Origin of the sequence: Larsenimonas rhizosphaerae, from assembly GCF_026240105.1 — a bacterium.
In the GTDB taxonomy this organism is placed as follows: domain Bacteria; phylum Pseudomonadota; class Gammaproteobacteria; order Pseudomonadales; family Halomonadaceae; genus Larsenimonas; species Larsenimonas rhizosphaerae.
Genome location: NZ_JAPIVE010000002.1, coordinates 370021 through 396786 on the forward strand (window position 1 = coordinate 370021; position 26766 = coordinate 396786).

Genomic DNA, 26766 nt, shown 5'->3' on the forward strand with positions numbered 1-26766 from the left:
CGTAAAACGACAACCTGCTGGAGAGCACATGAAGCGCTGTTTTCTTCCCCTGCTGCTGGTCTCGCTTCTGGCGGGCTGCGCCGGTTCGAACATGACCGGTTCGGGCACGGGAGCCACCGAGCGGGGGAACGCGACCTATTACGCACAACGCTATGGTGGCCGATTGACGGCCAGCGGAGAGCGTCTTGATTTATCGGCAATGACGGCGGCGCATCGTACCCTGCCGTTTGGCACTCGGGTACGGGTTACCCGGCAGGACACCGGTCGCCAGGTCACGGTTCGCATCAATGACCGCGGCCCCTATGGCCGCGGTCGCATCATTGATCTGACACCGGCTGCGGCAAGGCGTATCGGATTGATCCAGGCCGGCGTGGCGCCGGTGAGTATCGAGGTGGTCGGGCAGCGCTGAAGTCTGCCCGATGGCTTAATGCTCAAGGTAGGTATAGCCTTCAAGGCCTGCTTCCAGCTCTTCCAGAAACAGGGCCCTATCGCTGCCGGAGAGATCGCTGCGCAGCAATTGATGGCGGAACCGCTCCCGTAGCCTGTCGACATCGAAGTTGACGTAGCGCAGCACATCCGCGACCCGATCGCCCTGGATGCGGGTACCCAGTTGCCACTGGCCATCGCTGCCCAGCTGAACGTCGATGGAATCGGTATCGCCGAACAGATTATGCAGATCCCCCAGAATTTCCTGATAGGCGCCGACCAGAAACATCCCCAGCAGTCGTGGCTCGCCCTCTTCCCATTCCGGCAGTGGCAGGGTGGTTTCAATGCCCTGGCCATCCACATACTGATCGATTCGCCCATCGGAATCACAGGTAATGTCCTGGATAACGCCCCGGCGGGTGGCCGGTTTATCGAGGCTCGTCAGTGGCAGGATGGGAAAGATCTGATCAATGCCCCAGACATCCGGCACGGACTGGAACAGTGAAAAATTGACAAACAGCTTGTCGGCCAGCTTTTCGTCCAGTTCATCCAGGGTATCCCGGTGGGCACGATTGCGGGCATCCAGCTGATGGCGAAGGGTCTGGCTGGCCGCCATGTAGACGGACTCGGCCTCGGCACGGTGAGCAAGGGTGGCACTGCCGTGGACGAAGCGGTCCTGAAGCTCGCTCATGGCCTGGGACAGGTCGTGAAAGTATTCCAGCAGCTGGCGTGCCTCCGGTTGCTGGCGGAGCCCTTCCAGTGCCTGCCAGAGGGTATCCAGCTGCGGATCACCGTCGGTGCGCGTCGGCAGGGTCGGCGCACGCTGGCGCTCCTCCTCGATCACATTGGTAATCAGTACCGCGTGGTGAGCCGTCAGTGCCCGACCGGACTCCGATACGATATCCGGATGGGGCAGCCCTTCGGCATCGCACAGCTGGCGAAAGGCCGCGACCACGTTATTGGCATATTCACGCATCGAGTAGTTCATCGAGCAGAAGCTGCGTGAGCGGGTGCCTTCATAATCAACGCCTAGTCCACCACCAACGTCCACCACCGAGACCGGCGCGCCGGCCTGATACAGGCTCTGATAGAACCGGGCACATTCGCGCAGGCCGCGCTGGATATCACGAATATTGGCGATCTGTGATCCCAGGTGAAAATGTACCAGCTGCAGGGCATCGAGCTGACCTTCGGCCTTGAGCTGGCCGACGATGTCGAGCATTTGCGCCGCGGTCAGGCCGAACTTGGACTTTTCGCCGCCGGTATTCTGCCATTTACCCTTGCCGATCGACATCAGGCGCGCCCGTACGCCGATACGCGGGCTGACGCCGAGGGTACGGGCTTCCTCCAGAATCAGCTGCACTTCGGCGTACTTTTCCACAACCAGATACACCCGGTGCCCCAGCTTTTCTCCCATCAGGGCCAGCCGGATGTATTCGCGATCCTTGTAGCCGTTGCAGACGATGGTGCTGGCGGTTTCGGACGACAGCGCCAGCACTTCAAGCAGTTCCGGCTTGCTGCCGGCCTCGAGGCCGACCCTGCCCCGGCCCCGTTCCGGAGTGGCCAGCAGCTCTTCAACGACCCGCCGCTGCTGGTTGACCTTGATGGGATAGACCGCGGTGTAATGACCGCCGAAATTCTGTTCGCTGATAGCCTGATCAAAGGCTTCACAGAGCTTCTCGACCCGGTCATGCAGGATATCGGTAAACCGTACCAGAACAGGCAGGCGCAGGCCGGCATCGGTCAGCTGATCCGTCAGTTCCCGCAGTGACAGGGCGGGGGTACCGTTGTCCCCGAACGGACGCACCAGCGCGTGCCCGCGTGCATCGACGTCAAAGTAGCCACTGCCCCACTGATCAATGTTGTAGGTACGCCGAGCCTGGGGCTCGGAAGGGATGGATGAGGATGACGTCATGGGGGCTCCTGAACGGGTCTATCACATGCGGGTCGGCATCATACAACAAGGCCGCCTCGAGGGCGGCCTTATGCACGAAAACCTTCAGCCTAAAGCAACTGGCTGACCAGGACAAAGCTGCCCAGGGCCATGCCCGACCCTGTCAGCATGGCTCGATAATCGTTGGTCTTGAACTGGGAAGCCCGCCACAACATGCTGCCGACCAGCGGAATCGCCCACATGGCCAGGGCGCCCACGCCGAAGAATGTCATTGCGGCAAACAGCCATGCGGCACTTGTGGCGGCCTTGCGTCGGGTAATCCGACCCTTGATGAGTGGTGCCAGTGCGCCCAGCACCAGCCCGATGGTCAGCGCGTTGGCAACGCTTACATTGCCCACCATCGTCAGTGCCAGCAGCAGCGTCCAGATCCGGGCGACCCGCTGGGCCACATTGCCGGTATAGCGCAGACGACGTGCACAGCGGTACACCATTGCTGCACCCAGTACGAGCACCAGCGGCGTGCCGACGTTGATCAGCCTGTGGGTATGATCAATACCTTCCCACAGCGCGGTGGACTCCAGCGAAGTCAGGCCGAGCGCCCCGGACAGTGCCTGAAGGGGTTGCCACAACGAGACGCCAACGGCCCACAGTACCATCAGGGCCAGGCCGTCACGGTTGTTGTTGACGAAGGTTCGAGAGGGCAGAAAGCGGGTCAGTGAAAGTGCGGTAGCCATCAGGAATGCCTTTTTTCGACAGGAAATATGCCAAGCATGCCCGTGGTTGATTAAGGTTTCATGAACCACGGGAAAAATAGCCTGCACGGGAGTGGGACAGCAGCACTGTGCGTGCATTCACTCCCGTTCAGCCAGGCTTCAGTTTGGCGTCGTGTCGGCTTCGTCCGTTGCTGGCGGGCCGGGGGGAGTTGCCTTGTCACCGGTCGGGGGCAGCGTCGTCGGCGCGGTCAGCACCGGGGCGGCCGTGGCATCGGCCCTGCAGCCCGCGACATCAACGGCACGTACCAGCCACCACTGATGGCGATCAGCAATCGGCACCCGGGTTGCCGTGACCGGCGCGGGACACTCGAGATGATCAAGGGCCTTTTCGTTCATGAGCGCTGCCCGGGTCTCGGGCGCCTGATCAAGCCAGGCGACCAGGGCCAGCAGCTGATCCGGCTCCGGCGTATCGTAGCCAAACTGAACCACGGGCTGGCGCGCCTGCAGTACCATCGACTCATCGAAGTCCGGCAGGGCCAGCGTGGTATCAGGCGATGTCATGGAGACCACCTGCTTCATCAGCGCCTGGGTCGAACGTGCCGGGTCCATGACCTTATAGCCCCAGGTTGACCACAATCCCCAGAACATGACGCTCCACAGGCCAAAGGCCACCAGCCCGCGCCGGGACGGTATCAGATGAGCAATCAGTACGGACAACAGTCCAAGCGCGGTCCACCATCCCCAGGGCGCGAACCCGTGCTCGGCCTCAAGTCTTGCCATGACCGGCAGGCCGGATAACCCGGCAATACCGATCAGGCCGATCAGCAGGCCGGGAACCAGCACAAGACCCCAGACCAGCTGGTTGAGCCGGGGGCGACGCAGCAGCGCAGGCAGGGCAGGGGCAAAGGCCAGCACGAACATGGCCGTGGCAGGTGTCATGTAGACGCCACGCTTGCCAGGACTCAGGGAAAAGAAGATCACCATCAGGATCACGAATCCCAGCGGCAGCCACTGTCGAGGATCGCGTCGCTTGAGGCGGCGCCATGCGTTGGGTACCGTCCAGGGCAGGGCCAGCGTCAATGGCAACCAGGCCCAGGGGAGGACACTGACCAGGTAGTAATACCAGGGTTCAAGATGGTGCCAGCTATCGGCGTAGCGCTGTCCGGTCTGCTTGAAGAGGATGTTGTCCCGATAGGCTGCCAGCCCCGGCTCGGCGTGGCCAAGCGAGGTATAAAGAATCATCGGGATGCCCCACATCAAAAGCGGCGCCAGTAGTGCCAGCAACCCGGTGCCCAGCAGTTTGAGCGACAGGGGTGTCAGCGTGCGGTGGCCACTGCCGGTCTTTAAAAAGATCATCCATACCGGCAGCATCAATAGCGGCAAAAAGCCCACTCCCTTGGTAAGAATGCCCACGCCCATCGCAAAAAAGCCCAGGTGCCACCAGCGCGAATCCGGGCCTAGCAGAATATGACGTATCAGGCCGTACAGGCCCACGGTAACAAAGAAGGTGACCCACATGTCTATCTGGGCTGTCTTGGCCTGCAGGGTAAACAGGACAGTGCTTAGAAGGGTCAGCCCGGCCAGCCATGCAATACGGGGCCCGTAAAATCGCCTGGCCAGGTCGGTCATCAGGGCAAGTGTGCCCACACCACCCAGCAGGGAGGGCAGTAAGAAGGCAATCCTTTCCGCACCGGGCACCGAAAAGGCCTTCAATACCCAAAGTCCCAGCGCGATCGACCACATGAAAACGGGCGGCTTGTCCGGGTAGAGTTCGCCGGCTCGATGAGGCAACAGCCAGTGGTGCGTGGTCAGCATTTCCTGAGCGATCAGGGCAAAACGGGGTTCGTCGGCGGGCCAGGGGTGTCTGAAACCCAGACCCAGGCCCAGTACGACCAGCGCCAACAGGGTAAGCCAAGGCAGGGGATGGCGGGTCAGCCAGGAGGTCGGGCGAGCCTGCATGAAACTCTCCTTGTATCACGGCGACGGCAGGGATCGAAGGAACGTCGCCGGCACAGATGCTATGAGGTGGCGTTTCGCCGGCGTTCCTGACGAATCAGGGCCATATTGCGGAAATAGATCAGCAGTCCCGCTCCCTGACCGGCAATGAAGACGGGGTCCTGACGGTAAATGGCGTAGGCCAGCAGCACCACGCCGCCACCGATGCTGAAGTACCAGAACAGATTGGGCATGACACTTTTGCGGGCCTTTTCACTGGCCAGCCACTGAATCAGAAAGCGGGCAGAAAACAGGGCCTGACCGGCAAACCCGACGATAATCCAGAAGGTTTCCGTACCCAGCCAGCTCATGAGGGCACCCGGGTGTGCGGCGGGGGTGGCTGATGGCCTGATTCCGCGGTGCTTTCGGTGCGTTGATGAACATGCTGTTCCAGCGGGGCCGGCAGGCGGCTGCGATGAACAAGCCAGGCCACGCCCAGCAGATCCAGCAGGCCGGCGCGCAGTCTGTCCAGCGTGCCATAGTTGGAGGCACCAGCGCCGCGGGGGTGATGGCGTACCGGGTGAGAGTCGATGTCATGCCCCTGAGCGCGCATCAGCGCCGGCAGAAAACGGTGCATGTGGTTGAAGTAGGGCAGGCGCAGGAAGGCGTCGCGCTGCATTACCTTGATGCCACAGCCGGTATCGGGCGTTTCATCCTTGAGCAGCCAGCTGCGTACGGCATTGGCAATGCGCGAGGACAGCAACTTGATCTGGTCATCCTGACGATGGGTCCGGTGACCGGCCAGTAGCGCCAGGGAGCGTGCCTTGATGATATCCAGCATGGCCGGCAGGTCGGCCGGGTCGTTCTGGCCGTCTCCGTCCAGGGTGGCAAGCCAGGTGCCTTTGGCGGCCCAGGCCGCCTGCCATACCGAGGTGCTTTGACCGGCACTCCGGGCGTGATGTAGCGGGCGCAGCCAGGCGTGGTCGGCCTGATAGCGCATCAGCATGGGCCAGGTATCGTCGGTCGAGCCATCGTCGACCACGATGACTTCGAACGCATGGCCTGCCAGCGCCTGTTCAACAGCGTCCAGCAGGGCAGCAAGGTTACCGGATTCGTTTTTGGCCGGGATCAGGACAGAGACATCGGGCGGGGTGGTAGTCATGCGAATATCCAATAAGCAGGGCAGATGGAGGCGCCATGGCATGACTGTCACGACATGGCACTGTACTGACGTTACTGTTGGCAGCTTAACACTTCCTTATCACCCTGCCTCTCGGCAGTATAACGCCAGGCCGGTCAGACCAGCGGAGGCGGTGTCATGCGGCTGCGTGATTTCAGGATTGCCCGGTACTGCGCGGGGTCCTTGGGTGTCAGGGCATGGGCAGGTGCATCGACATAGACGACCAGCAGCCGGGACAGCCAGTACCTCAGTGCCGTCATGCGCAGCATCATCGGCCAGTGAGTGTGTTCGGCGGCCTCAAAGGGGCGTGCCTCCTGGTAGGCCTTCATGATGGCGTCATAGCGCTGTTCGTCCAGACTGCCATCATCATTGGAACACCAGTCGTTGATCACGATGGCGAGATCGAAGATCAGGTCACCGGTGCAGCCGTTATAGAAATCGATCAGCCCGCCCAGCCGGTCACCTTCGAACAGGGTGTTGTCACGAAACAGATCGCCATGCAGGGCACCCTGTGGAAGACCGGCATCAAGGCTCAGAGTGGAGCGGTAGGCATCGATTTCATCGCGCATCAGGGCCTGATCTTCAGCATTCAGATACCCCATCACCCGTGGGTAGGTGGCGCTGATCCATCGAAGGTCCCTGGGGTTGGGGCGCTTGCCCTTAAAATGGCGTGAGGCGTCGTGCATTCTGCCCAGGGTGTCGCCAATGGCGCGGCACTGGGCAAGGGTTGCGGTATCCGGATGGCGGCCCGGCAGCCGGGGAAAGAGCAGGGCTGGCCGGTCTGCCAGGCGCTGCAGGGCGATGCCTTCCCGATCATGGATCGGCCCCGGTATCGGCAGCTCCCGAACGGCCAGAAAGTCCAGCAGTTCGACAAAAAAAGGCAGTTCCTGTTGATCGCCCTGTTCAAACAGGGTCAGTACCATCGCCTGACGGTCGGTGGTGACAAAAAAAGTGGAGTTTTCGGTACCGCTGGCCACTTCGTCCAGTCGGGTCAGTTCACCAACGCTGTAACGCGTCAGAAAATCGCTGACCTGGTCGTACTGCAAGGGTGTAAAAACCGCCATGATGTCTCGCCGATTGTGAAATGGCACCTCCCATACAGTACGGAGGAGCGTGAACGCCGGGCTATTCTACCCCGTGGATCAAGCGGCTTGCCACGGTGAGAATATGCTTTCCGATGTGCGATGAGCGGCTATCTGGTGCTTGTCCACTCCGGTGGCGGGACGGGCTCGCTGCCGGTGTAGGGGGTAAAGTTGCCGTCGCCGGTGGTATCCACAAGTATCTGGCGCGTGCCGTCTTCCGTCGTGACGGCAACCGCGTAAAGCGCGCCGTTATCACGATATTCCTGCGGTGCAGAAGGATCCTTTGCCAGTGCCGTGGTTGTACCGGTCAGAAAAAGCAGTGCAACAAGGAGTATGCTGGAGTAGTTCATGACGTTGGTCCTGAAGGGGCCGCAAGAGCAAGTATAAAATAATTCTTTATTAGGTGTATTTTTCGGCCGTGATAAGGTTTTGTTATCGACCCGTTGTCATATGTTACACGTCAGCGTAGATATTCGGGCCATTGAAAGGTCGCATTTTATACTATTGAAGGAGTCGCACACGTGACGACAGTACAACACCTCGACGCGCGCAAGCAGGTTCTGTTCCACCATCCGGTCTTCAACGCCCTGACGCACCAGGATCAGCTCAGGGAGCTGATGCAGTGGCATGTATTCGCAGTATGGGACTTCATGACGCTGGCCAAGCGACTGCAGAATGAACTGACCTGCACCCGTCTGCCGTGGGTGCCGCCCCGCTATCCGGATGCTGCGCATCTCATCAACGAGATCGTGACCGGTGAGGAAACCGATCGGAATCGCACCGGCGGCCACAGCAGTCATTTCGAGTTGTACGTCAAGGCCATGGAGGAAGTGCACGCTGACGTGGCTCCGATCGAGCGGTTCATCAGCGAGGTGCGCGAAGGGCAGGATCCGATCGGGGTAATGCGGGCGATGGACACGCCGCCAGCAGTCATCGACTTTGTCGGCAATACGCTTGATGTGGCGATGAATGCGCCGGTTCATGTCGTCGCAGCGTACTTCCTGCATGGTCGGGAAGACATCATTCCCGAGATGTTCTCCCGGTTACTGTCGGCCTGGCAGGTAGACAACGAGGACGTGCCGACCTTTGTGTACTACCTCAAGCGCCATATCGAGCTTGATGCCGACAACCACGGGCCCGCGGCAGAAAAAATGCTGGCCGAGCTGGTCGGCGATGATGTCGACATGCAGCAGCAGGCCATGCAGGCAGCCATTGATGCCGTCGACAGCCGTATTGCCTTCTGGGATGCCCTGTTGGCGCAATTGACGCCTGCAGCCTGACAGGGTCCCGGCGGTTCCGTATCATGGGGGTTTTCCGATTGTTCGCCGACGGGAGCTCCCATGGCCGCTATTCCGATCGTCCTCGTCGACGGTTCCTCCTACCTGTACCGCGCCTTTCATGCCCTGCCGCCGCTGACGGCTGCTGACGGCACCCCGACCGGGGCGGTCCGCGGGGTGGTATCGATGCTCAAAAGCCTGATCCGCCAGTACCCGGAAAGCCCGATGGCGGTGGTGTTCGACGCCAAGGGCAAGACCTTCCGCGATGAGATCTATCCCGAGTACAAGGCGCATCGCCCGCCGATGCCGGATGATCTGCGCCCACAGGTCGAGCCCCTGCACGAGTGCGTGCGCGCCCTTGGCCTGCCGCTGTTGTGCATTGAGGGGGTGGAGGCCGATGACGTGATCGGCACGCTGGCCTTCGAGGCCACCCGTGATGGCCATGATGTGGTGATTTCCACCGGTGACAAGGACATGGCTCAACTGGTCAGCCCCCACGTCACGCTGGTCAATACCATGAAAAACGAGCTTCTGGACGAGGCTGGTGTCGAGGAAAAGTTCGGTATTCCGCCACGGCTGATCATTGATTATCTGGCATTGATGGGCGATAGCGTCGACAACATCCCGGGCGTACCGGGGGTCGGGCAGAAAACGGCCCTGTCACTGCTGACCGGCATGAATGGCGGGCTGGACACCATTTATGGTGACCTGGACAAGGTGACTACCCTTGGGTTCCGAGGGGCGAAGACCCTGCCGAAAAAGCTGACCGAGCACCGTGATCAGGCCTTCCTGTCCTATCAGCTCGCCACCATCAAGGTCGATTGCGATCTGCCGGTGGGCCTGACGGACCTGACGCCGCCTGCGCCGGACAACGCCGCTCTGCGAACGCTGTATACACGGCTTGAATTCAAGGGCTGGCTCAATGAGCTGGCGGACGATGGCACGGAGCATGCGCCTGCTGCGTCGGAGCCCGCACCGGCTGCCGATCCTGAACCCGAGCGTCAGACCGGGTTCGACCTGGCCGAGCAGGACTATCGCGCCCTCCTTGACGAGGCCGACTGGCAGGTCTGGCTTGAGCGACTGCAGGCCGCGGATGCCTTCTGTTTTGATCTGGAAACCACCAGCCTCAACTACATGGAGGCCGAGATCGTTGGTATTGGCATGGCGCTGGCGCCGGGCGAGGCAGTCTACGTACCGGTCGCGCATGATTATCTGGATGCACCGGCCCAGCTCGATCGTACCCGGGTATTGAATGACCTGACCCCGTTTTTGACCAGCGAGGCCATCACCAAGATCGGGCAGAACCTGAAGTACGATATTGAAGTGCTGGCGCGTTATGACATTGCCGTCAGGGGCCCTTTGGTCGACACCATGCTCGAGTCCTATGTGCTCAATTCCACGGTCATTCGCCACAATATGGACGACCTGGCCCGCCAGTATCTGGGCCATGAAACGATCAGTTTCGAGGCGATTGCCGGCAAGGGCGTGAAACAGTTGACGTTCAATCAGATTGCCCTTGAGCAGGCAATGCCCTACGCCTGCGAGGATGTGGATGTCACGCTGCGGCTGCATGACATTCTGAGGCCCCGGGTAGAACAGGCCGGTCGGCTGGCTGATGTGCTGGACGCGCTGGAGCGTCCGCTGATTCCGGTACTGACCCGAATGGAGCGCACCGGTGTTCTGATCGACACCCAAAAACTCGGCGAGCAGAGCCGCACGCTGGGAGAGCGGATCACGGCACTGGAGAAGGACGCCTTCGAGATGGCCGGTCGGGAGTTCAACCTCGGTTCGCCCAAGCAACTCGGTGAAATCCTGTTCAATGAGCAGAAGATTCCGGTCATCAAGAAGACCCCCAAGGGCGCGCCGTCAACCGCCGAGGCGGTACTGGAAGAGCTGGCGCTGGATTACCCGTTGCCGAAAGTGATCATGGAGCATCGCGGCCTTTCGAAGCTGCGTTCGACCTATACCGACAAGCTGCCGCAGCTGGTCAACGCCGAAAGCGGCCGCATTCACACGAGCTACCATCAGGCCGTGACCGCCACCGGCCGGCTGTCCTCGAGCGACCCGAACCTGCAGAACATTCCGGTGCGTACCGAGGAAGGTCGCAGGATTCGTACCGCGTTTATCGCCCGCGAGGGCTATTCGATCGTTGCGGCAGACTATTCGCAGATCGAGCTTCGCATCATGGCGCACCTGTCGGGCGACAAGGGGCTGCTCGAGGCATTTGCCAACAACCTGGATATCCACAGCGCCACGGCCGCCGAAGTGTTCAATGTGGCGGTGGACAAGGTGAGCGTGGATCAGCGTCGCAGTGCCAAGGCCATCAACTTCGGGCTGATTTACGGCATGAGCGCCTGGGGGCTGGGACGCCAGCTCAACATCGAACGCAATCAGGCCCAGACCTACATCGAGCGCTATTTTGACCGCTACCCGGGCGTTGCCTCCTTCATGGAGCGCACGCGGGCCGATGCTGCTGAAAACGGTTATGTCGAAACCGTCTTTGGCCGGCGCCTGTATGTCCCCGATATTGCCTCGCGTAATCATGGTCGTCGCCAGGCGGCAGAGCGTACTGCCATCAATGCCCCGATGCAGGGAACCGCGGCCGATATCATCAAGCGTGCCATGATTGACGTTGATGCATGGCTGGCGGGAGGCGCCTTCGATGCCTGGATGGTGATGCAGGTGCACGATGAACTGGTGTTTGAAGTGAAAACCGAACAGGTCGAGGCCTTCAAGACCGACATCAGTGAGCGGATGGCGTGTGCCGGTGAGCTGAGCGTGCCCCTGGTGGTGGATGCCGAGAGTGGCGCAAACTGGGAAGAAGCGCACTGAAACAGAGAAAAGGCGGGCCAAATGCAGCCTTCTTATAACAACAAAACCAAGGCGAGAGGATGTGATGTTCGACTACTCATTGATGCACTGGACGACGTTTTTTTCGGCAGCCCTATTGCTCAACATTTCTCCGGGTCCTGATATGGCCTTTATCCTCGGCCAAACTGCGAAAGGCGGAAAGTCAGCGGGATTGGCGGCGATGTTTGGTATTTGGAGCGGGGCATTCGTTCATGCGCTGATGGCGGCATTGGGTCTCTCGGCCGTGCTGGCAAGTTCTGCGACCGCATTCGCTGTCGTAAAATGGGCGGGGGCGGCATATCTGATTTGGTTAGGGCTTCAGTCACTGTGCTCCAAATCGTCCCCCTTTACAGCCGAAGCAGCGCATTGCGCCCTTTCTCAAGGAAAAATCTGGCGCCAAGGGCTATTGGTATCCGTGATGAACCCCAAGGTGGCGGTGTTCTTTCTGGCGTTTCTTCCCCAGTTTGTGGTGCACGGCGCGGGTCCGATTGCGGCCCAGCTTTTTCTTCACGGCGTGCTGATCATCGCGGTAGCGGGGCTGGTCGAACTGCCCCTGGTTTATCTCGGAGCCAGATTGTCGGTTTATTTTCGTCGACATCCTGCTGTGGGTTTATGGCTTGATCGCACCATGGGGGGCGTTTTGGTCGCTCTTGGCGCTCGTCTTGCTGCTTCCGAGCGATGACGCATGCTAATCGCATTTTTTGAGGCTTCAATCTAACACCGGGGCCGCCTTTTCAGGCGGCCCCGGTTTTTTTGGCCTGAGGCGCGCTTGAACGATCACGCGGCGGCGTGGCGCTGGCGTTTTTCCTGCCGGCGAGCCACTGCCCAGATCGCGAGGCCGCCCAAGGCCAGGCAACAGCCGACCACGCCAGTCGAGCGGTAGCCGAAGCCGAAGGCCAGGGCAAGGCCTGCAAGCCACGGCCCGAGGGCGTTGGCCATGTTGAAGGCGACGTGATTGAGCGCGGCAGCCAGATTTTGTGCCTCGCCCGCCACATCCATCAGGCGCGTCTGCAAAATGGTGCCGAGCGCACCGCTCATGCCGATGCAGAACACATCGATTGCAATCAGCACCGGGTTATCCGCAACCAGCGGGAACGCTGCCAGTGCTGCCGCGCTCCAGAGCAGTAGCCCGCCTGCCGTCGGCATCAGGGAGCGGTCGGCGAAGCGGGGCAGGATCACGTTGCCCACCGTCATGCCAAGCCCGAATATGGCGAGAATCAGCGGCATGGCATGCGCTGACATATGGGTGACGTGGTCAAGTGTGGCGGTCAGATAGGTGTATACCGCGAACATGCCGCCAAAGCCGATGGCACCAATGGCGAGCGTCAACAGCACCGCACTGTTGCTGAGGGCGCGCAGTTCGCTTTTGGCACTTTGCGCCGTGGCTACCCCGGTTTTCGGGGCAAACAGGGCGATCATCACTACCGTCAGCAGGGCCAGTGCGGTGACCAGCCAGAAGCCGAAACGCCAGCCGAACACGTTGCCAAGCCAGGTGGCGAGTGGCACCCCGACAATGGTGGCGACCGTCAGTCCCATCATCATCATGCCGACTGCCCGGGTGCGCTTGCCGCTTGAAACGACCGATGCCGCCATCAGCGCGGCCAGGCCAAAATAGGCGCCGTGAGGCAGGCCGCTGATGAAGCGAAACAGAATCAGTGAGCCATAGTCCGACGCGACGGCGCTCAGGCCATTACCGATCGCAAACAGCCCCATCAGCGCCAGAAGCAGCCATTTGCGATCGATCCTGGCAGCCAGCACTGTAATGACCGGCGCGCCGATGACCACGCCGAGTGCATAAACGCTGATGACGTGGCTGGCCGTGGAGGGTGAAATGGCCATGTCGCTTTGAATGAAGGGCAGCAGGCTCATGGTGGCGAACTCGGTCGTGCCGATGGCGAAGCCGCCGGTGGCAAGCGCCAGCAAAACGAGCAGAGGGTGTGTGTGACGGGTCATGAAACCTCAGGCGTATGTGACAGGCTCTACCCGCAGTGCAGTCAGTGACCGCGTATCAGGCAAGGGTGAGCAGGGCGGGGGTAGTTCGGCGACGCAAGCCGGCAGGGCATGTCGATGGCGCCGTCGGAATATACAAGGTGTCGATTTTAGACGATAGTCGCATTCGTTCGCCAGCCAGTCTGCCGTCACTGGCGCGATGCCTGCTTGGCATCCATTCGTGGATACAGGGCGCTGGCACATGCAGACGGGCAGTACGGGCCCGAGACCGGTACCGCCCGTTTCTGGTCTGTCGCAATAATTCAGGCAGCAGACTTATTCAGCGGATTCCTTCCAGCCCGCTTCAAACAGCATCTTGCCAGGCCAGGTATATGCCATCACGCCGCCATCGGCGAGGATGGTCTCACCGGTCACAAAGCTTGAATCGTCACTGGCAAGAAACAGTGCGACAGAGGCCATTTCGCGGGGCTTGCCGAGCCGGCCCAGCGGGGTGACCCAGGTCTGGGCATCGCGAAACTTCTTGCCATCGTCATCATCCGGCTCGCCGGCCAGGCTATCGACCAGCGGCGTTTCGATCGTGCCGGGAGCAATACCATTGACGCGAATGCGGTGGCGGCCGTAATCGATCGCCATGGCTTTGGTCAGGTTGGTAATGCCTCCCTTGGCTGCGTTGTAGCCGGAACGGTCCAGATCGGCAGCCAGTCCGGACATGGACGAAACATTGATGATCGAGCCGCCGTTGTCCAGCATCAGAGGGATCAGGTATTTGCTGACCAGAAAGGTGCCACGAAGATCCACGCTGATGATCTGGTCAAACAGCTCGGTAGGGTATTCATGCAATTTACCGCCTTCCTGATCAATGCCGGCATTGTTGAACAGCACATCGATGTGGCCATGCTCGCGTCGAACGGCGTCGGCAAAGGCCTTTACTGCGTCCTCACTGGATACGTCCAGCTCATGGGCCTGTGCCTGGCCGCCGGCATCCTGGATGGCTTCAACAGTGGCCTTCAGCGTATCGATGTTCCTGTCGGCGCATATGACGGTAGCGCCATGTTCGGCAAAAAGGTGGGCGGTGGCCTGTCCGATACCGGTCGCGGCACCGGTAATCACGGTAATACGGTGTGCAAGTCGGGTCATGTTCTGCTCCCTGATGTCGGTAAAAGGGCATCTTCCTGACGCCCTGTTCGACAAAGGTAGTAGACGACTGCCGTGTTGCAAACCAGGTAAGCGGCGTGGCGCGCCTTATGCCTGCGCCGGTGCCGGTGTGCAGGGCAGCTTGATCCAGAAGGTCGAGCCTTCGCCCTGGACTGTATCGAACCCGACAGTGGCATTCATGTGCTCTGCCAGCTCGCGGGCGATGGCCAGCCCCAGCCCGGTGCCGCCCTTGGTACGGGTATCCGAGGTGTCGGCCTGAGAGAACTTCTGGAAAATCCGTTCCTGAAACTCTTCAGGAATGCCCGGGCCGCGGTCGGTAATGGACACCGTGACCTGATTACTGTCGACGTGCGAGTGCACCCGCACCTGCTCTCCGGCAGGGGAAAACTTGATGGCATTGGAGATGAAGTTGGAGATGATCTGCTGAAATCGCAGGGCATCCACATTGATCCGTACCGGATCAATCCGGTCTGCGGCCAGCTGAATACTGAATTTTTCAGCATAGCCCAGATTGGCCTTGAGGCTTTCGTCCACCAGGCTGTCCAGAGCATATTCGGCCAGTTCCAGTGTCATCTTGCCCGCCAGCAGCTTGTCCATGTCCAGCAGATCATTGATCAATAGGGTCAGCCGTTCACTGTTGAGGCGGGCCACCTCGAACATGGGTTTCATCGGGTCAGGTATTTCGCCCAGGGCGCCACTGTCGATCAGCGTCAGCGACCCGGCAATCGAGGTCAATGGCGTGCGAAGTTCATGGCTCACGGTGGAGACAAACCCGCGCTTCATCTCGTCAACCCGGTTTCGTTCGGTCAGATCGGTATTGGCCCCACTGATGCGAATGGCCTTGCCGTTATGGTCGCGCTGGACCATCCCCCGGGAGAGGAACGGCGTGTAATGACCATCCTTGTGCTGAAGTCTAAATTCGGTGCTGAAGTCAATCTCGTCAGAGGACAGCAGCGCCTTGAAAAAAGCCATGGTCCTGGCACGATCATTCGGATGCATCAGGGCTTCAAGCGTCATGGTCGAATCCTCCGGCATGTCGTTTTCGTAGCCAAGAAGCGACCACCAGCGCTCGGAAAAATAGACGCTGTCCTCTTCCAGGTTATGCTCCCACCAGCCATCGCTGCTGCCGGCCAGTACTCGGGCCTGACGGTCCTTGACCTCCTGCAGCTCTCGTTCGTTGTGACGAATGGTTCGGGTCATGCGCCTGGCCAGCTGTTCTGCCTTTTGCTGCCGATTGATCAGGACATGAACCAGAATAAAGGCCAGCAGGGCCAGTGCCATACCGGCGGGCAGAATCAATTCCTCAGCCTGAGAGGCATACTTGTTTTCGAAACGAGGCCGGCTGAAATAGCACAGGGTCCAGTCGCGGCCGAAAAAGGACATCGTCACAACGCTATGAAAGCGAGCGGTTTTGCCATCAAAATCTTCGCTTCCGAATGAGGCATACATCAGCTTGTTACGGTCCGGCTTGTTACCGTCAAATACCTTGAAGCCGACATCGCCATAGCCTACACCTTTCATCAGATCACCCATCCGGTATGGGCTGTAAACAAAGCCTTTCAGCGCTTCCCAGCGCTCTTCCCGGGTAGCAACGGGTAATCCTTCCTTGTAGACCGGGACATAGATCAGCATGCCGGCCTGTATTTCCTCGTCATCGGTTTCCTGCACGAGCGTTACCCGGGCCGACATGGCGGTTTCATTGAGATCAACAGCCCGCTCCATCGCTGCCCGGCGGGTCTTTTGAGAATACATGTCGTAGCCGAACGCGGAGAGGTTACGGCCCGAAAATGGTTCCAGGTAGAGAATGGAGCTGTAAAGCGTCCGATTGCCGGGCGGGTGCACCTTGAAGCTGCTGAATCCTTCTTCCTGTACCTGGCGTTCAAAGTCAGGAACCTGCTCTGGCGTCAGAATCCGGCTATAGCCGAACCCGAGTATCCCCGGGTAATGCTCATCGAGCGACAGGCGATCAAAATACTGACGCCATTCCTTTCGGCTGACCTCGTTGCTGGCATCCCACAGCCCCGCGCCGCCCCTGAGAATCAGCTCGTGATCATGCATGCGTCTTTTGATGTTGTTGGTCGTGTCTTGAGCAATGGCCGTAAAGGCCTGCTGGGCGTATTGATCACGCTGCTGTTCGTACCAGTGCTCCAGCATGAGAGTGGCCACCATGATCACGGCTGCAGCAGCCCAGGGAAGCCCGCGAAACGGAGTGGAAAGTTTGAATGTACGCATGTGTGAGGTCACCTGAGCCAGCCATGAAAGCCTTATCGGCGCGCTGCGATATATCTTCATATCGTGATTTGCGGGCTACTTGACACTTAATACATTCAAGCAGTGGTCGATACTCGAAAGAGCAGGCAGAAAAGTAATGTATCGCCCCGAGACGAAAACAGATGGTACGCCATGAATAACAGTGACGACGGTATCTACAAGCAGTTGGTCAACAACATTGTTGACTACGCCATTTACCTTCTCGACCCGGAAGGGCATGTGATGAACTGGAATACCGGCGCCTGTCGCATCAAGGGGTATACGCCGGAAGACATCATTGGCCGCCATTTCAGTATCTTCTATTCCGAGCAGGATCGTAAAAGAAACCAGCCCCATGAAAATCTGGTGCATGCACGGCGTCATGGCCGTTTCGAGGAAGAAGGATGGCGGCTGCGCCACGATGGAGAGCCGTTCTGTGCCAGCGTCGTCATTGATGCGGTGTATGACGATAACGGCCTTCTGATCGGATTTGCCAAGATAACCCGTGATATCACCGAGCGTCGACATCGTGAAAGGGCGCTGGCCCTGGCACATGAAGATACCGCACGCCGCAACCTTGAGCTTGCCGAACTATCGACCTTTCTTCAGGCCGTGATTACCAATATTCCGATGCATGTGCTGGTGCAGAGCCTGGCCACCGGCGATATCGTACTCGACAGTATGCAAGGGCACCGGGTTGAAGATGACACCCTTCCTTCCGTGGGCGAGCTGATCATGCGGCTTGCTCCGCAGGCCAGACGTGTCGCAGACATCGGTGCCTCCGAGGAAACCCTGCTTTTACATCACGGAGCCCACGGGGTACAGCACCTCAAGTGCAAGGTGCTGTCGATCCATCAGGAGGCCGATGACAGCGACTATCTGTTGTACCTGATCGAGAACGTCACCGAAATTCACGAGCACCAGGCCAATATCAATTTCATGGCACACCATGATGTGCTGACCGGCCTGCCCAACCGGGCCCGATTTCTTCACTACCTTGATGAGGCACTGAAACCCGGAAGCCTGCGACAGATGCCGACGGGCGTGCTGATGGTGGATCTGGATAACTTCAAGGACATCAATGATGTACTGGGGCATCACATCGGCGATGCCGTGCTGGCCGAGCTGGCCTCAAGTCTGAGTAGTGCCCTGACGCCTCATGAAATACTGGCGCGGCTTGGTGGTGATGAATTTGCCCTGATCGTGCCGAACTGTCGGTGCATGGGTGATCTGGTAAAGCGGGCCGAAACCCTGTTGGCCGAGTGCCAGCGAGGCATTGAAATCGATCATCATTCCCTTCAGATCGGCCTGAGTATCGGCGTGGCCATTACCTCCGAGCTGATCGATACGTCAGAAGAACTGATGAAGGCAGCCGACATGGCCATGTACGAGGCCAAGCGCGGTGGCCGTGGGCGCTGGGCCTGCTTTACGCCGGAGCTTCACGACGCTGCCTGCGAGCGACTGGGCATGGAAACCGAGCTTCGCCAGGCATTGATGCGAGAGGAGCTGGTGCTGTACTACCAGCCGGTGATGCAGGCCGGCAACCATGCGGCATCGGGTCAGGAAGCCCTGCTTCGCTGGCGACATCCAGAGCGTGGCATGGTCTCACCGATGGAATTCATTCCTGTGGCCGAGCGTATCGGGGCGATTCATGACATCGGGGAGTGGGTTCTGCAGGAGGCCTGTCGGGAAGCGGCCACATGGCCTGGTCATCTAACGGTGGCCGTCAACCTGTCCCCGGTGCAGTTCGAGCGCTCTACTCTCGTGGAGCAGGTGCGCAAGGCACTTGCCCTGTCCGGACTTGAGCCTTCACGACTTGAGCTTGAAATTACCGAGTCCATTTTGCTGGATACCAGTCAGCGCAATATTCATACATTGAGAGCCCTGAAGGATCTCGGCGTCAGTATTGCGCTGGATGATTTCGGTACCGGTTACTCATCGCTTCATTACCTGCGTTCCTTTGCCTTCGATCGGATCAAGATTGATCGTAGCTTCGTCAACGAAATATGCAGCAGCCAGCAGGCCCGGGCCATCATCAAGGCCATTGCCAGTCTGGGGGCCAGCCTGGGCATCAAGATCACTGCTGAAGGTGTCGAGGACCTTGAACAGGCCGGCGTACTGGAGCGTGAAGGATGCTCCCATCTACAGGGATTCTACTTTGGCCGTCCGGTCGATCCCATGTCGATGCAGCCGTCCTGTCGATGAACGCGGCGTCATTCACGCCGACAGCCGTGCCGGGCCTTCGTCAATGATGAAGCAGCCATACCCAGCCCAGCAGCGCCAGAAGGGAAGACAATAGCACCAGCGGTGTCAGAATCAGCCCTGTCTTCATGTACTGTCCCCAGCCGATGTGGTGCCCCTTGCCGCTGAGCACATGCAGCCACAGCAGAGTGGCCAGACTGCCGATCGGTGTCAGTTTGGGCCCCAGGTCGTTGCCGATTACATTGGCATAGACCATCAGTTCACGCGTCAGTGACGATACCTGGGCCTGATCTATGGCCAGCGCCCCGATCAGGGTCGATGGCATGTTATTGACAATCGACGCCTGAAGCGCCGCGGCGATACCGGTACCCAGAGTGGCGACTGCCGGACCATGGCTGCCAAGCCAGGTCAGGGCCATGGCGGCATATTCCGTCAGCCATGCCTGCCCCAGGCCGTACACCACGAGATACATTCCCATCGAAAAAAGCACGATCTGCCAGGGAGCCGAAATCAGCACCTGGCGAACCGAAATGACCGGTGCTGCGCGAACCCCCACCCGGCCGGCGATGGCCAGCAGTATCAGAGCCGCCGGCACCATCAGGACACTGACCGGCCACTGCTGGTGTGCTGTCAGAAACAGGGCCGCGATCAGCAGTCCCAGAAGTGGAAACGCGGCGAAGAATACGGCCCGGTCCCGCAGGGCAGAGGCCGGACGCTCAAGGGTTTCCAGCGAGTAGCGGCCTGGCAGGGCACGCCTGAAAAAGCACCAGAGCACCAGCAGGGTAGCGGCAAGCGAGACCAGATTAACCGGTACCATCACCAGAGCGTATCGAGTGAAGGACACGTCAAAGAAGTTGGCGCTGACAATATTGACCAGGTTGGAGATGACCAGCGGCAGGCTGGTGGTGTCGGCCACGAACCCGGTGGCAATGATGAACGCGAACGAGGCGGCCGGTGATACGTTCAACCGGGTCAGGATGGCCAGCACAATCGGTGTCAGCAGCAGCGCCGCGCCATCATTGGCAAAAAACGCTGCAATGACCGCTCCCAGTACAATGATCAGGAGAAACAGGGCGTGGCCGTTACCGCGGCCCCAGCGCGTGACATGCAGGGCCGCCCAGGCGAAGAATCCTGCTTCATCCAGAATCAGTGACAGGATGATCAGCGCCACAAACGTGAAGGTGGCGTCCCACACGATATGCCAGACCGTTTCAACATCTCCGGGGGTCACCACGCCCATGGCCAGTGCTGCCAGCGCGCCTCCGGCGGCGCTCCAGCCAATACCCAGCCCCCTGGGCTGCCAGATCACCAGCGTCAATGTGATGATGAAAATAATGAAAGCTGTCATGCCGCATTCTTCCCGATGTGGTGCGTGATCAATGCCTGTCAGGGCGCTGAAGGAAAGACAATCGTGTCGCCATCTTCCTTGGTAAAGGAGGTCACCGGGGTATCCAGCAGGGGCATGACGGCCTCGGAGGGGCGACACAATCGGGTGCCGCGGGGGGTCACCACGATGGGGCGGTTGATCAGCACGGGATTCGCCAGCATGGCATCAATCAGATGTTCATCGGAGAGCATCGGATCATCCAGCCCCAGAGTGGTATAAACCGATTCCTTTTGGCGCAACAGCTCGCGAGGCGCCATGTTCATGTCGGCCAGTAACCGAACCAGCGTGGGACGGTCGGGCGGGGTCGTCATGTATTCTATGACCTGCGGTGCCTGCTGCGAGGCGTGCATGATGGCCAGTGTATTGCGGGACGTCCCGCAGTCAGGGTTGTGATAGATCCGGCTGATCATGGGTGTCTCCCGTGTGGGTAGAAGATAGGCTGCCTGCGGGCTGGCACAGGTCCGGATGGCCGCCACAGCAGTCGCGGGCCAGAAAGTCGATCATGTCATTCACGCGCTCCAGCCGGGCCTGATAGATCATCAGGCGGCTCTGGCGCTGGCTGGAGACCAGTCCTGCCCGCTCAAGCACCGCCAGGTGAGAGGACATGGTGTTATGTGGAACATCCAGTCGGCGGGCGATATCCCCTGCGGGCAAGCCTGCCGGCAGGTGAGTGACCAGCAATCGAAACGCAGCCAGTCGTGTGGGCTGGGCCAGCGCGGCAAACAGAGGTACGGCATCATTTGAGTCCATGTGTCCAAGTTTATGGACATATGGCGCGCAGCGCAATCCACTGTTTGAAGGTACCGCACGGTAGTGTGATGCGGGCGGGGGAAGCAGGAAGTGGTGCCGAAATAAAGCAATATCCGGTTGCTCTCCCGGCACCGCGCATCCATGCGAAATGACACCATACCCGTCGCCATGGCCTGATCCCCTTAACCTGCAGCAAGGGGTTACATAACGACAAGAATTCGCATGATGTGTCCAGGGAGTTCCTTTCACCGACATAAAAACGGCCCGGTTGGCAGGTGCACTGAGAGCGAACCTGCCAACCGGGCCGTAAGATAAGACACACGTCCTGTGTAAAACATCCATGTCACCCGACATCCTGTCAGGTTTCTTTTCAGGCAATCCCTTCGATGCGCTGAAGTATGTGCCTGAACTCCGGTGGCAGCGAGATAATCCTTGCTATCACCGAGGGCATTTTTCACTTGAATACGCTATCGACAACAGTCACGAGCCGCTTGCCACGGGGGCTCCGGGCCATGACGACAGGCACTGGCAGATGGGCACTGACATCCTGACAGGTTCTTTAGCAATTACTGCTCCAGTTTTTGCGCGCTGAGCCGTAACTCCCAGAGAGTAAGCCAGGCACTGGATCGTGCGGTGGCTACATCACCCATTATCACTGCAGCGTGCCCGAGCGCTTGAAAATCCCTCGAGTGCCTGAATTCGGAGAGACCGTCTCATGTTTCTGAATCGAAGCGTCAAGTTACGCCTGGCTGCCAGTCTGGGCTTGTGTGTCGCCCTGCTGGTGGGGGTGGGAGCCCTGGGTATCTACTCTTCCCGGCAGGGGCAGGAAGATCTGCGTGACACCTATACCAATAACCTTATCCCCATTCAGATGCTTGGCGTGGTAAACAACGGCATCCTGATGAACCGTATTCAGCTTAATGCAGCCCTGATCAACGAAGATCCCGCCCTGATCCCGGCCATAAGGGCCAAGGTGGATGCCCAGGTTCAGAAAGTGGATGGCGACTGGGCCAAATACAAGAAGGCGAGTGTGCCTGATGCTCGTGAGCAGGGCGCACGAAACAGCTATGAACAGCATGTTGCCACCCTGCGTAACAACTTTAACCACGCCCTGGACCTGGCCGCTGCCGGTCAGTTTGCAGAGGCCGAGCGCGTACTCAGTGATGAAGTACGTGCCGACTACGGTCTGGTGCTTGCCGATCTGGAGCAGGTCATCGACTCCAACGTGGACGCGGCAGCAGAAAATTTCGAAACCGGTCAGTCCGACTATGCCTTCATGAGCACTCTGCTGATGGGCACCATGGCGCTGGCCATTGGTCTTGCGATCGCTCTGGCGTTCTGGCTGATCCGCGGCATCATGATGCCGCTGAGCAAGGCGCGTGAATTTGCCGAATCTCTCGCTGAAGGGCGGCTGGATGCGGATATCGATGTGACCTGCAAGGATGAATTCGGCGATATGCTGGGCGCCCTGCAGGGCATGAAGCTCAAGCTGGCCGAGGTGGTCAACGCGGTACGGCTCAATGCTGATTCCGTCAGCATGTCGTCGGCGGAAATCAGTCAGGGCAACAATGACCTGAACCGTCGTACCCAGGAGCAGGCAGCAAGCCTTGAAGAAACGGCGGCCTCTATGGAGGAGATCACCACCACGGTACGCCAGAATGCCGATAATGCCACGCGGGCTGATGAACTGGTCAACGGAGTGAGTCAGAAGGCCGAGAACGGCGGTCGCGTTGCGCAGGAAGCTGTCGGTGCGATGTCCGAGATCAGTGCCTCCAGCCAGCAGATCGCCGGTATCGTAGGCATGATCGATACCATTGCCTTCCAGACCAACCTGCTGGCACTGAATGCTGCCGTTGAAGCCGCGCGTGCCGGTGAACAGGGGCGTGGGTTTGCCGTTGTGGCCTCTGAAGTACGAACACTGGCCAGCCGCAGTGCCGATGCCGCGCGTGAAATCAAGCAGTTGGTCGAGCAGAGTGTGGTGCGGGTAGAAGCCGGTTCGGCGCTGGTGGTGACGGCTGGACAAAGCCTGGATGAAATCTCCAGCGGCGTCAGTCAGGTACGTACCCTGGTCAGTGAAATCGCGACTGCCAGCAAGGAGCAGGCGCAGGGGATCGACCAGATCAATACGGCCATCTCCCAGATGGATGGCGTGACACAGCAAAATGCCAGCCTGGTCGAGCAGTCTACTGCTGCCAGCCAGTCACTGGAAGATCAGGCCCGCGAACTGCTTCAGCAGATGGCTTTCTTCAAGGTGGACAATACCCGCCCCATGACTCCGAAGCGTCCGGCGGTCAAGGCCGATGCCCCCTCCAGGTCGCATCAGCCGGCAGCACCGTCCAGGCCTGTTGCCAAAAAGCCGACCGCAACGCGCGCACTGGCTCCGGCGAGCAGCGCCCCGGTAGCCAAAACGCCCGCCCAGCCCGCCAGACGATCAGTGGCAACGGTCGACAACGACGACGACTGGACCGAGTTCTAACCCCGTTTTATTGTACTCAGGGCTGCCTTCGGGCAGCCCTTTTTCGTGGTCGCGCAACAATTACTCACAGCGTTGTGCGCCTTGCTGACAGGACACCCCTAGGCGGGTGGACACGGCGATGGTATTTTCTGCTCCCTTTGTTGCTCAACAAGATTATTTCGGTATGTCATTGCTTTGTCGTGGTTTAACTGTGTGTCTGGGGCTGATGGTGCTGGTCTGTGGGCCTGCTCTGGCAGGCGAGGTGTCGTCGATTCAGGTCCGTCACGGTGACGGCACCACGGTGGTGGATCTTCAGGTTTCGTCATCCACTGACCCCTCCCTGTTTACGCTTGAGAATCCCCAGCGTCTGGTACTGGACCTGCCAGGAACGACACTGGGCACGGCCGAGCCATCCAGCAGTGCCTTCGATGGGACGGTGATAGACGGTGTGCGTTCCGGTACGCGCCACGGACGTGACCTTCGCATGGTCTTTGACCTGAACGCCGCCCCCGGCCGACCGGAAATTGATACGGAATCCACCGGGCGTGGCGAGCATATCCGGGTCAGCCTGACCTCCAGCGACCCGATCAGGACCCTGGCCGATCAGCAGTCGGCGAGCACGCCAGCCCATCCGGCTACACCCGCTGCGGGGGGAGTGCGCGATATCGTGGTGGCCATCGACCCCGGTCACGGCGGTCATGATCCGGGAGCCCATGGCGACCATGGTGTGCAGGAAAAGACGGTAGTGCTCGGAATTGCCCGCCAGGTGGTGGCGACGCTGAACCGCACACCGGGATTTGATGCCTTTCTGACCCGTACCGGGGATTACTTCATCCCGCTTGAAAAGCGTGTTGATATCGCCCGGCGTCACAAGGCCGACTTTTTTGTATCAATACATGCCAACACGGTCAGCTCTTCCAGGCCGCGGGGTACGATGGTCTTTGCCCTGTCGCCGCACGGCGCATCGTCTACCATGGCCAGCTGGATGGCTGCACGGGAAAACCATTCGAGCATGGTCGGAGGCAACGGCACGCCGTTGTCATTGAAGGGGCGCAGCAAGGAGATTCGTCAGACGCTGGTGGATCTGAGTCTTGAAAGCAAGATCAGTGATTCGCTGTCAGCCGGTCGGGATCTGCTCAAACAGATCGGCAAGGTCAACCGCATCTTCAAGTCCAGTGTGGAGCAGGCCAACTTCGCCGTACTGCGCTCACCGGATATTCCGTCCCTGCTGGTGGAAACCGATTTTCTGTCGAATGCGGCGGGGGAGCGCCTGCTGGCTTCGAGCAGTTTTCAGCACAATATGGGGCGTGCAATTGCCGATGGCATCGAGGATCACTTCACGCACCTGCCACCTATGGGCTCCCTGCTGGCCTGGCAGAAGGAGCATCCTGGCGAACCGGTGCCTGGCGGAGGAAGGAATCGCTATACCGTGCGCCCGGGGGATTCCCTGTCAGTGATTGCCGCACGCCATGACGTCAGCACTCGCACGCTGAAGCAGGCCAACCACCTTGCCGGTGGCCGGGCCATTCAGCCAGGCGATACGCTGATCATTCCCAGTGCCTGAATCTCAGTGACGCTGGCCTGATCTGCTGCGGCGAAGCGCGGTGATGCCCAGTACGGCAGTAGTACTGAACCAGGCACACAGACCCAGGCCGGCAACCTGCCATCGCAGGGCCAGAGGCCAGTCATAAAAGAAGAAATTATCGAGGATGACGCTGCTGGTCAGGTATCCCATCAGCAGCACCATCGCGCCGGTGAAGGCGGCATGAGTGATAGTGTTCATGGTGGTGTCTCCCGGGTGAACGCGGGCCGGGGCAACAGGGAGCGTCCGCTGTCGGTCAGGCCACGAGGCTATTTACGGCCTCGACCGGCTGGGCTTGATGCCTTGACCTCCACCAGGTGAGGGCGACCGATCAGAACGCCCGCCACGCTTTGCCCGATCAGGAACACGATCATCATGACCAGCGATGCCTGCCACCGGCCGGTCAGGCTGTGCAGCATGCCGAACAGCAGCGGCCCGCAGGCCGCCATGAGATAGCCCACACTTTGTGCCATGCCGGACAGCGCTGCGGCATGCTCGGCATGACGAACCCGCAGTACGATCAGCGTCAGGGCAATGGCAAAACAGCCCCCCTGACCGGTGCCCAGCAGTACCGCCCACAGCAGGGGCTGTGCCGTGGGGGCCAGCAGCAGGCCTGCCAGCGCTGTGCCGATCAGGGCGGTCAGTATCAGAATGAACAGGCTGTGGCGCGCTCTGCGCGCGGCCGTGCGGGCCACGATGTAGCTCACCGGCATGCTGACCAGATTGATGGTGGAGACCATCAGCGCGGCCCTGTCAGCACTGACGCCGGCATCGATCACGACCTTGGCAAGCCAGGTCTGCATCGTATAAAACCCCAGCGATTGCAGTCCCATGAAGCAGGTCAGTGTCCAGGCCACTCGACTTTTGAGCAGGGCGGTAATCGGGACCGGTGTTTCCGCGTTGTCACGCCCTTGTCTGGCGCTTCCAAACCACGCCCAGATGGCAAAGGCCGGCAGGGCGAGCAGGGCCCACAGCCGGATCGGGGCCGTCCAGGTGCCGAAGGCATGGGTCAACATGACCGCGGTGCCGGAACCCAGCGTAGCGCCGATGCCCAGCACGACGGTATAAATCCCCATGGTTGGTCCGATGCGTTCCGGTCTATCGCGCTTTACCAGCCCTGGCATGAATACGTTGCCGCAGGCAATGCCAAAGCCCGCCAGTATCGTTCCCGCCATCATGAGGCTGATGCTGGGCACGCTTCGAAACAGCCCCCCTACTGCCACGGCGATCATCGCCAGGGCCAGCGCGCGGTCGAGCCCCAGTCGACCGGCCACCATCGGTGCCAACGGAGAAAGCAGGCCGAAGCACAGAATCATCAGGGTCGTGAGCAGGCTGGCGGTGCTGGTACCGATCGACAACGTCGACATGATGGGTTCCAGGATGGGGCCGATGACCACAATCGGCGCCCGCAGATTAAGGGCAATCAGTACGAAGGCAACCAGCCACAGTGAGGAGGGCATGGACCGTGATGTTGACGCAGACATGACAGCTCGATGAACGAAGGGACCGGCGCATTCTAGCATGTGGTTCCTTGCCGCGAGGCGCCCGGAGCCGTCATGGGATTGTTCTTTGGTGGAAGGACACCGGGATGGTTACGAAACACTACATCCAAAATTCCGGGCCTGGCTACGCTGAAGGGATGGCGTCGTGCAGCGTCACGGTGCGCAAATGAAATGCT

At 59.8% G+C, this 26766-nt stretch carries 22 protein-coding genes; 7 read left to right on the forward strand and 15 right to left on the reverse strand.

All coding sequences use genetic code 11. From position 1 onward, the window contains the following. Positions 1 to 28: 28 nt before the first annotated feature. Positions 29 to 409 (forward strand): septal ring lytic transglycosylase RlpA family protein, encoded by a 381-nt coding sequence (locus OQ287_RS08230; RefSeq protein WP_265896133.1) that lies wholly within the window; start codon positions 29 to 31, stop codon positions 407 to 409. Positions 410 to 424: 15 nt separating this feature from the next. Here OQ287_RS08230 and speA read toward each other — a convergent pair whose 3' ends face one another. From speA to OQ287_RS08265, 7 genes are all read right to left on the reverse strand, one after another. After that, on the reverse strand, positions 425 to 2341 hold the full coding sequence (speA, locus tag OQ287_RS08235; RefSeq protein ID WP_250935164.1) for a biosynthetic arginine decarboxylase: 1917 nt from the start codon (positions 2339 to 2341) through the stop codon (positions 425 to 427). A gap of 89 nt (positions 2342 to 2430) precedes the next feature. Continuing rightward, positions 2431 to 3054 (reverse strand): hypothetical protein, encoded by a 624-nt coding sequence (locus OQ287_RS08240; protein WP_250935165.1) that lies wholly within the window; start codon positions 3052 to 3054, stop codon positions 2431 to 2433. A 138-nt stretch (positions 3055 to 3192) separates the two neighbouring features. Continuing rightward, entirely contained in the window at positions 3193 to 4992 is a 1800-nt protein-coding gene (locus tag OQ287_RS08245; protein WP_265896134.1) for an ArnT family glycosyltransferase, read from the reverse strand. Positions 4993 to 5051: 59 nt separating this feature from the next. Then, positions 5052 to 5339 carry a lipid-A-disaccharide synthase N-terminal domain-containing protein gene (locus OQ287_RS08250; RefSeq protein ID WP_250935167.1) on the reverse strand — a complete coding sequence of 96 codons (288 nt, stop codon included), beginning with the start codon at positions 5337 to 5339 and terminating at the stop codon, positions 5052 to 5054. After that, positions 5336 to 6130, reverse strand: coding sequence for a glycosyltransferase family 2 protein (locus OQ287_RS08255; RefSeq protein WP_250935168.1), 795 nt, complete (start codon positions 6128 to 6130; stop codon positions 5336 to 5338). Before OQ287_RS08255 ends, OQ287_RS08250 begins: the two co-directional genes overlap by 4 nt. Before the next feature lie 134 nt (positions 6131 to 6264). Continuing rightward, positions 6265 to 7212: a homoserine kinase gene (locus OQ287_RS08260; RefSeq protein WP_250935169.1), complete on the reverse strand. Its 948-nt coding sequence runs from the start codon at positions 7210 to 7212 to the stop codon at positions 6265 to 6267. A 128-nt stretch (positions 7213 to 7340) separates the two neighbouring features. Further along, positions 7341 to 7580 carry a DUF2782 domain-containing protein gene (locus OQ287_RS08265; protein WP_250935170.1) on the reverse strand — a complete coding sequence of 80 codons (240 nt, stop codon included), beginning with the start codon at positions 7578 to 7580 and terminating at the stop codon, positions 7341 to 7343. Positions 7581 to 7751: 171 nt separating this feature from the next. Here OQ287_RS08265 and OQ287_RS08270 point away from each other — a divergent pair, with 171 nt between their 5' ends. The 3 genes from OQ287_RS08270 to OQ287_RS08280 all read left to right on the forward strand — a co-directional run bounded on the left by OQ287_RS08270 (position 7752) and on the right by OQ287_RS08280 (position 12039). Beyond that, a complete protein-coding gene (locus OQ287_RS08270; protein WP_250935171.1) occupies positions 7752 to 8510 on the forward strand; it encodes a DUF3050 domain-containing protein in 759 nt (252 codons plus the stop codon). Positions 8511 to 8570: 60 nt separating this feature from the next. Beyond that, positions 8571 to 11339: a DNA polymerase I gene (gene polA, locus OQ287_RS08275; RefSeq protein ID WP_265896135.1), complete on the forward strand. Its 2769-nt coding sequence runs from the start codon at positions 8571 to 8573 to the stop codon at positions 11337 to 11339. 64 nt (positions 11340 to 11403) lie between these two features. Beyond that, positions 11404 to 12039: a LysE family translocator gene (locus OQ287_RS08280; protein ID WP_265896136.1), complete on the forward strand. Its 636-nt coding sequence runs from the start codon at positions 11404 to 11406 to the stop codon at positions 12037 to 12039. 95 nt (positions 12040 to 12134) lie between these two features. On the opposite strand, the gene OQ287_RS08285 is transcribed toward OQ287_RS08280, so the two are convergent. From OQ287_RS08285 to OQ287_RS08295, 3 genes are all read right to left on the reverse strand, one after another. Next, positions 12135 to 13310, reverse strand: coding sequence for an MFS transporter (locus OQ287_RS08285; protein WP_250935174.1), 1176 nt, complete (start codon positions 13308 to 13310; stop codon positions 12135 to 12137). Between the two features lie 312 nt (positions 13311 to 13622). Further along, positions 13623 to 14444, reverse strand: coding sequence for an SDR family oxidoreductase (locus tag OQ287_RS08290; RefSeq protein WP_265896137.1), 822 nt, complete (start codon positions 14442 to 14444; stop codon positions 13623 to 13625). A gap of 105 nt (positions 14445 to 14549) precedes the next feature. After that, positions 14550 to 16694: a CHASE domain-containing sensor histidine kinase gene (locus OQ287_RS08295; RefSeq protein WP_265896138.1), complete on the reverse strand. Its 2145-nt coding sequence runs from the start codon at positions 16692 to 16694 to the stop codon at positions 14550 to 14552. Between the two features lie 171 nt (positions 16695 to 16865). Between OQ287_RS08295 and OQ287_RS08300 the strand changes: the two genes are divergently transcribed. Further along, complete coding sequence (locus OQ287_RS08300) at positions 16866 to 18917, forward strand: sensor domain-containing protein (protein ID WP_265896139.1); 2052 nt, start codon at positions 16866 to 16868, stop codon at positions 18915 to 18917. A gap of 40 nt (positions 18918 to 18957) precedes the next feature. On the opposite strand, the gene OQ287_RS08305 is transcribed toward OQ287_RS08300, so the two are convergent. Genes OQ287_RS08305 through OQ287_RS08315 form a run of 3 tightly spaced genes read right to left on the reverse strand, consistent with a single transcriptional unit; the run spans position 18958 to position 21051 of the window. Further along, positions 18958 to 20262: an arsenic transporter gene (locus OQ287_RS08305; protein WP_250935182.1), complete on the reverse strand. Its 1305-nt coding sequence runs from the start codon at positions 20260 to 20262 to the stop codon at positions 18958 to 18960. A 38-nt stretch (positions 20263 to 20300) separates the two neighbouring features. Continuing rightward, complete coding sequence (arsC, locus tag OQ287_RS08310) at positions 20301 to 20711, reverse strand: arsenate reductase (glutaredoxin) (RefSeq protein ID WP_265896140.1); 411 nt, start codon at positions 20709 to 20711, stop codon at positions 20301 to 20303. Continuing rightward, positions 20683 to 21051, reverse strand: a complete 369-nt coding sequence (locus tag OQ287_RS08315) for an ArsR/SmtB family transcription factor (RefSeq protein WP_265896141.1) — start codon at positions 21049 to 21051, stop codon at positions 20683 to 20685. Before OQ287_RS08315 ends, arsC begins: the two co-directional genes overlap by 29 nt. A 715-nt stretch (positions 21052 to 21766) precedes the next feature. Here OQ287_RS08315 and OQ287_RS08320 point away from each other — a divergent pair. Both OQ287_RS08320 and OQ287_RS08325 read left to right on the forward strand, forming a co-directional pair. Continuing rightward, on the forward strand, positions 21767 to 23527 hold the full coding sequence (locus tag OQ287_RS08320; RefSeq protein WP_265896142.1) for a methyl-accepting chemotaxis protein: 1761 nt from the start codon (positions 21767 to 21769) through the stop codon (positions 23525 to 23527). 163 nt (positions 23528 to 23690) lie between these two features. Next, entirely contained in the window at positions 23691 to 25070 is a 1380-nt protein-coding gene (locus OQ287_RS08325; RefSeq protein ID WP_265896143.1) for an N-acetylmuramoyl-L-alanine amidase, read from the forward strand. Between the two features lie 3 nt (positions 25071 to 25073). Here the strand turns inward: OQ287_RS08325 and OQ287_RS08330 are convergent, their stop codons facing one another. Further along, positions 25074 to 25289, reverse strand: a complete 216-nt coding sequence (locus tag OQ287_RS08330) for a hypothetical protein (RefSeq protein WP_250935195.1) — start codon at positions 25287 to 25289, stop codon at positions 25074 to 25076. Between the two features lie 68 nt (positions 25290 to 25357). Further along, positions 25358 to 26572: a CynX/NimT family MFS transporter gene (locus OQ287_RS08335; protein WP_265896144.1), complete on the reverse strand. Its 1215-nt coding sequence runs from the start codon at positions 26570 to 26572 to the stop codon at positions 25358 to 25360. Between the last annotated feature and the right edge of the window lie 194 nt (positions 26573 to 26766).

Bases quoted from the DNA above. Each gene is read 5' to 3' on its own strand.
- OQ287_RS08230 (WP_265896133.1), top strand. From the start codon at position 29: ATGAAGCGCTGTTTTCTTCCCCTGCTGCTGGTCTCGCTTCTGGCGGGC.
- speA (WP_250935164.1), bottom strand. From the start codon at position 2,341: ATGACGTCATCCTCATCCATCCCTTCCGAGCCCCAGGCTCGGCGTACC.
- OQ287_RS08240 (WP_250935165.1), bottom strand. From the start codon at position 3,054: ATGGCTACCGCACTTTCACTGACCCGCTTTCTGCCCTCTCGAACCTTC.
- OQ287_RS08245 (WP_265896134.1), bottom strand. From the start codon at position 4,992: ATGCAGGCTCGCCCGACCTCCTGGCTGACCCGCCATCCCCTGCCTTGG.
- OQ287_RS08250 (WP_250935167.1), bottom strand. From the start codon at position 5,339: ATGAGCTGGCTGGGTACGGAAACCTTCTGGATTATCGTCGGGTTTGCC.
- OQ287_RS08255 (WP_250935168.1), bottom strand. From the start codon at position 6,130: ATGACTACCACCCCGCCCGATGTCTCTGTCCTGATCCCGGCCAAAAAC.
- OQ287_RS08260 (WP_250935169.1), bottom strand. From the start codon at position 7,212: ATGGCGGTTTTTACACCCTTGCAGTACGACCAGGTCAGCGATTTTCTG.
- OQ287_RS08265 (WP_250935170.1), bottom strand. From the start codon at position 7,580: ATGAACTACTCCAGCATACTCCTTGTTGCACTGCTTTTTCTGACCGGT.
- polA (WP_265896135.1), top strand. From the start codon at position 8,571: ATGGCCGCTATTCCGATCGTCCTCGTCGACGGTTCCTCCTACCTGTAC.
- OQ287_RS08280 (WP_265896136.1), top strand. From the start codon at position 11,404: ATGTTCGACTACTCATTGATGCACTGGACGACGTTTTTTTCGGCAGCC.
- OQ287_RS08285 (WP_250935174.1), bottom strand. From the start codon at position 13,310: ATGACCCGTCACACACACCCTCTGCTCGTTTTGCTGGCGCTTGCCACC.
- OQ287_RS08290 (WP_265896137.1), bottom strand. From the start codon at position 14,444: ATGACCCGACTTGCACACCGTATTACCGTGATTACCGGTGCCGCGACC.
- OQ287_RS08295 (WP_265896138.1), bottom strand. From the start codon at position 16,694: ATGCGTACATTCAAACTTTCCACTCCGTTTCGCGGGCTTCCCTGGGCT.
- OQ287_RS08300 (WP_265896139.1), top strand. From the start codon at position 16,866: ATGAATAACAGTGACGACGGTATCTACAAGCAGTTGGTCAACAACATT.
- OQ287_RS08305 (WP_250935182.1), bottom strand. From the start codon at position 20,262: ATGACAGCTTTCATTATTTTCATCATCACATTGACGCTGGTGATCTGG.
- arsC (WP_265896140.1), bottom strand. From the start codon at position 20,711: ATGATCAGCCGGATCTATCACAACCCTGACTGCGGGACGTCCCGCAAT.
- OQ287_RS08315 (WP_265896141.1), bottom strand. From the start codon at position 21,051: ATGGACTCAAATGATGCCGTACCTCTGTTTGCCGCGCTGGCCCAGCCC.
- OQ287_RS08320 (WP_265896142.1), top strand. From the start codon at position 21,767: ATGTTTCTGAATCGAAGCGTCAAGTTACGCCTGGCTGCCAGTCTGGGC.
- OQ287_RS08325 (WP_265896143.1), top strand. From the start codon at position 23,691: ATGTCATTGCTTTGTCGTGGTTTAACTGTGTGTCTGGGGCTGATGGTG.
- OQ287_RS08330 (WP_250935195.1), bottom strand. From the start codon at position 25,289: ATGAACACTATCACTCATGCCGCCTTCACCGGCGCGATGGTGCTGCTG.
- OQ287_RS08335 (WP_265896144.1), bottom strand. From the start codon at position 26,572: ATGTCTGCGTCAACATCACGGTCCATGCCCTCCTCACTGTGGCTGGTT.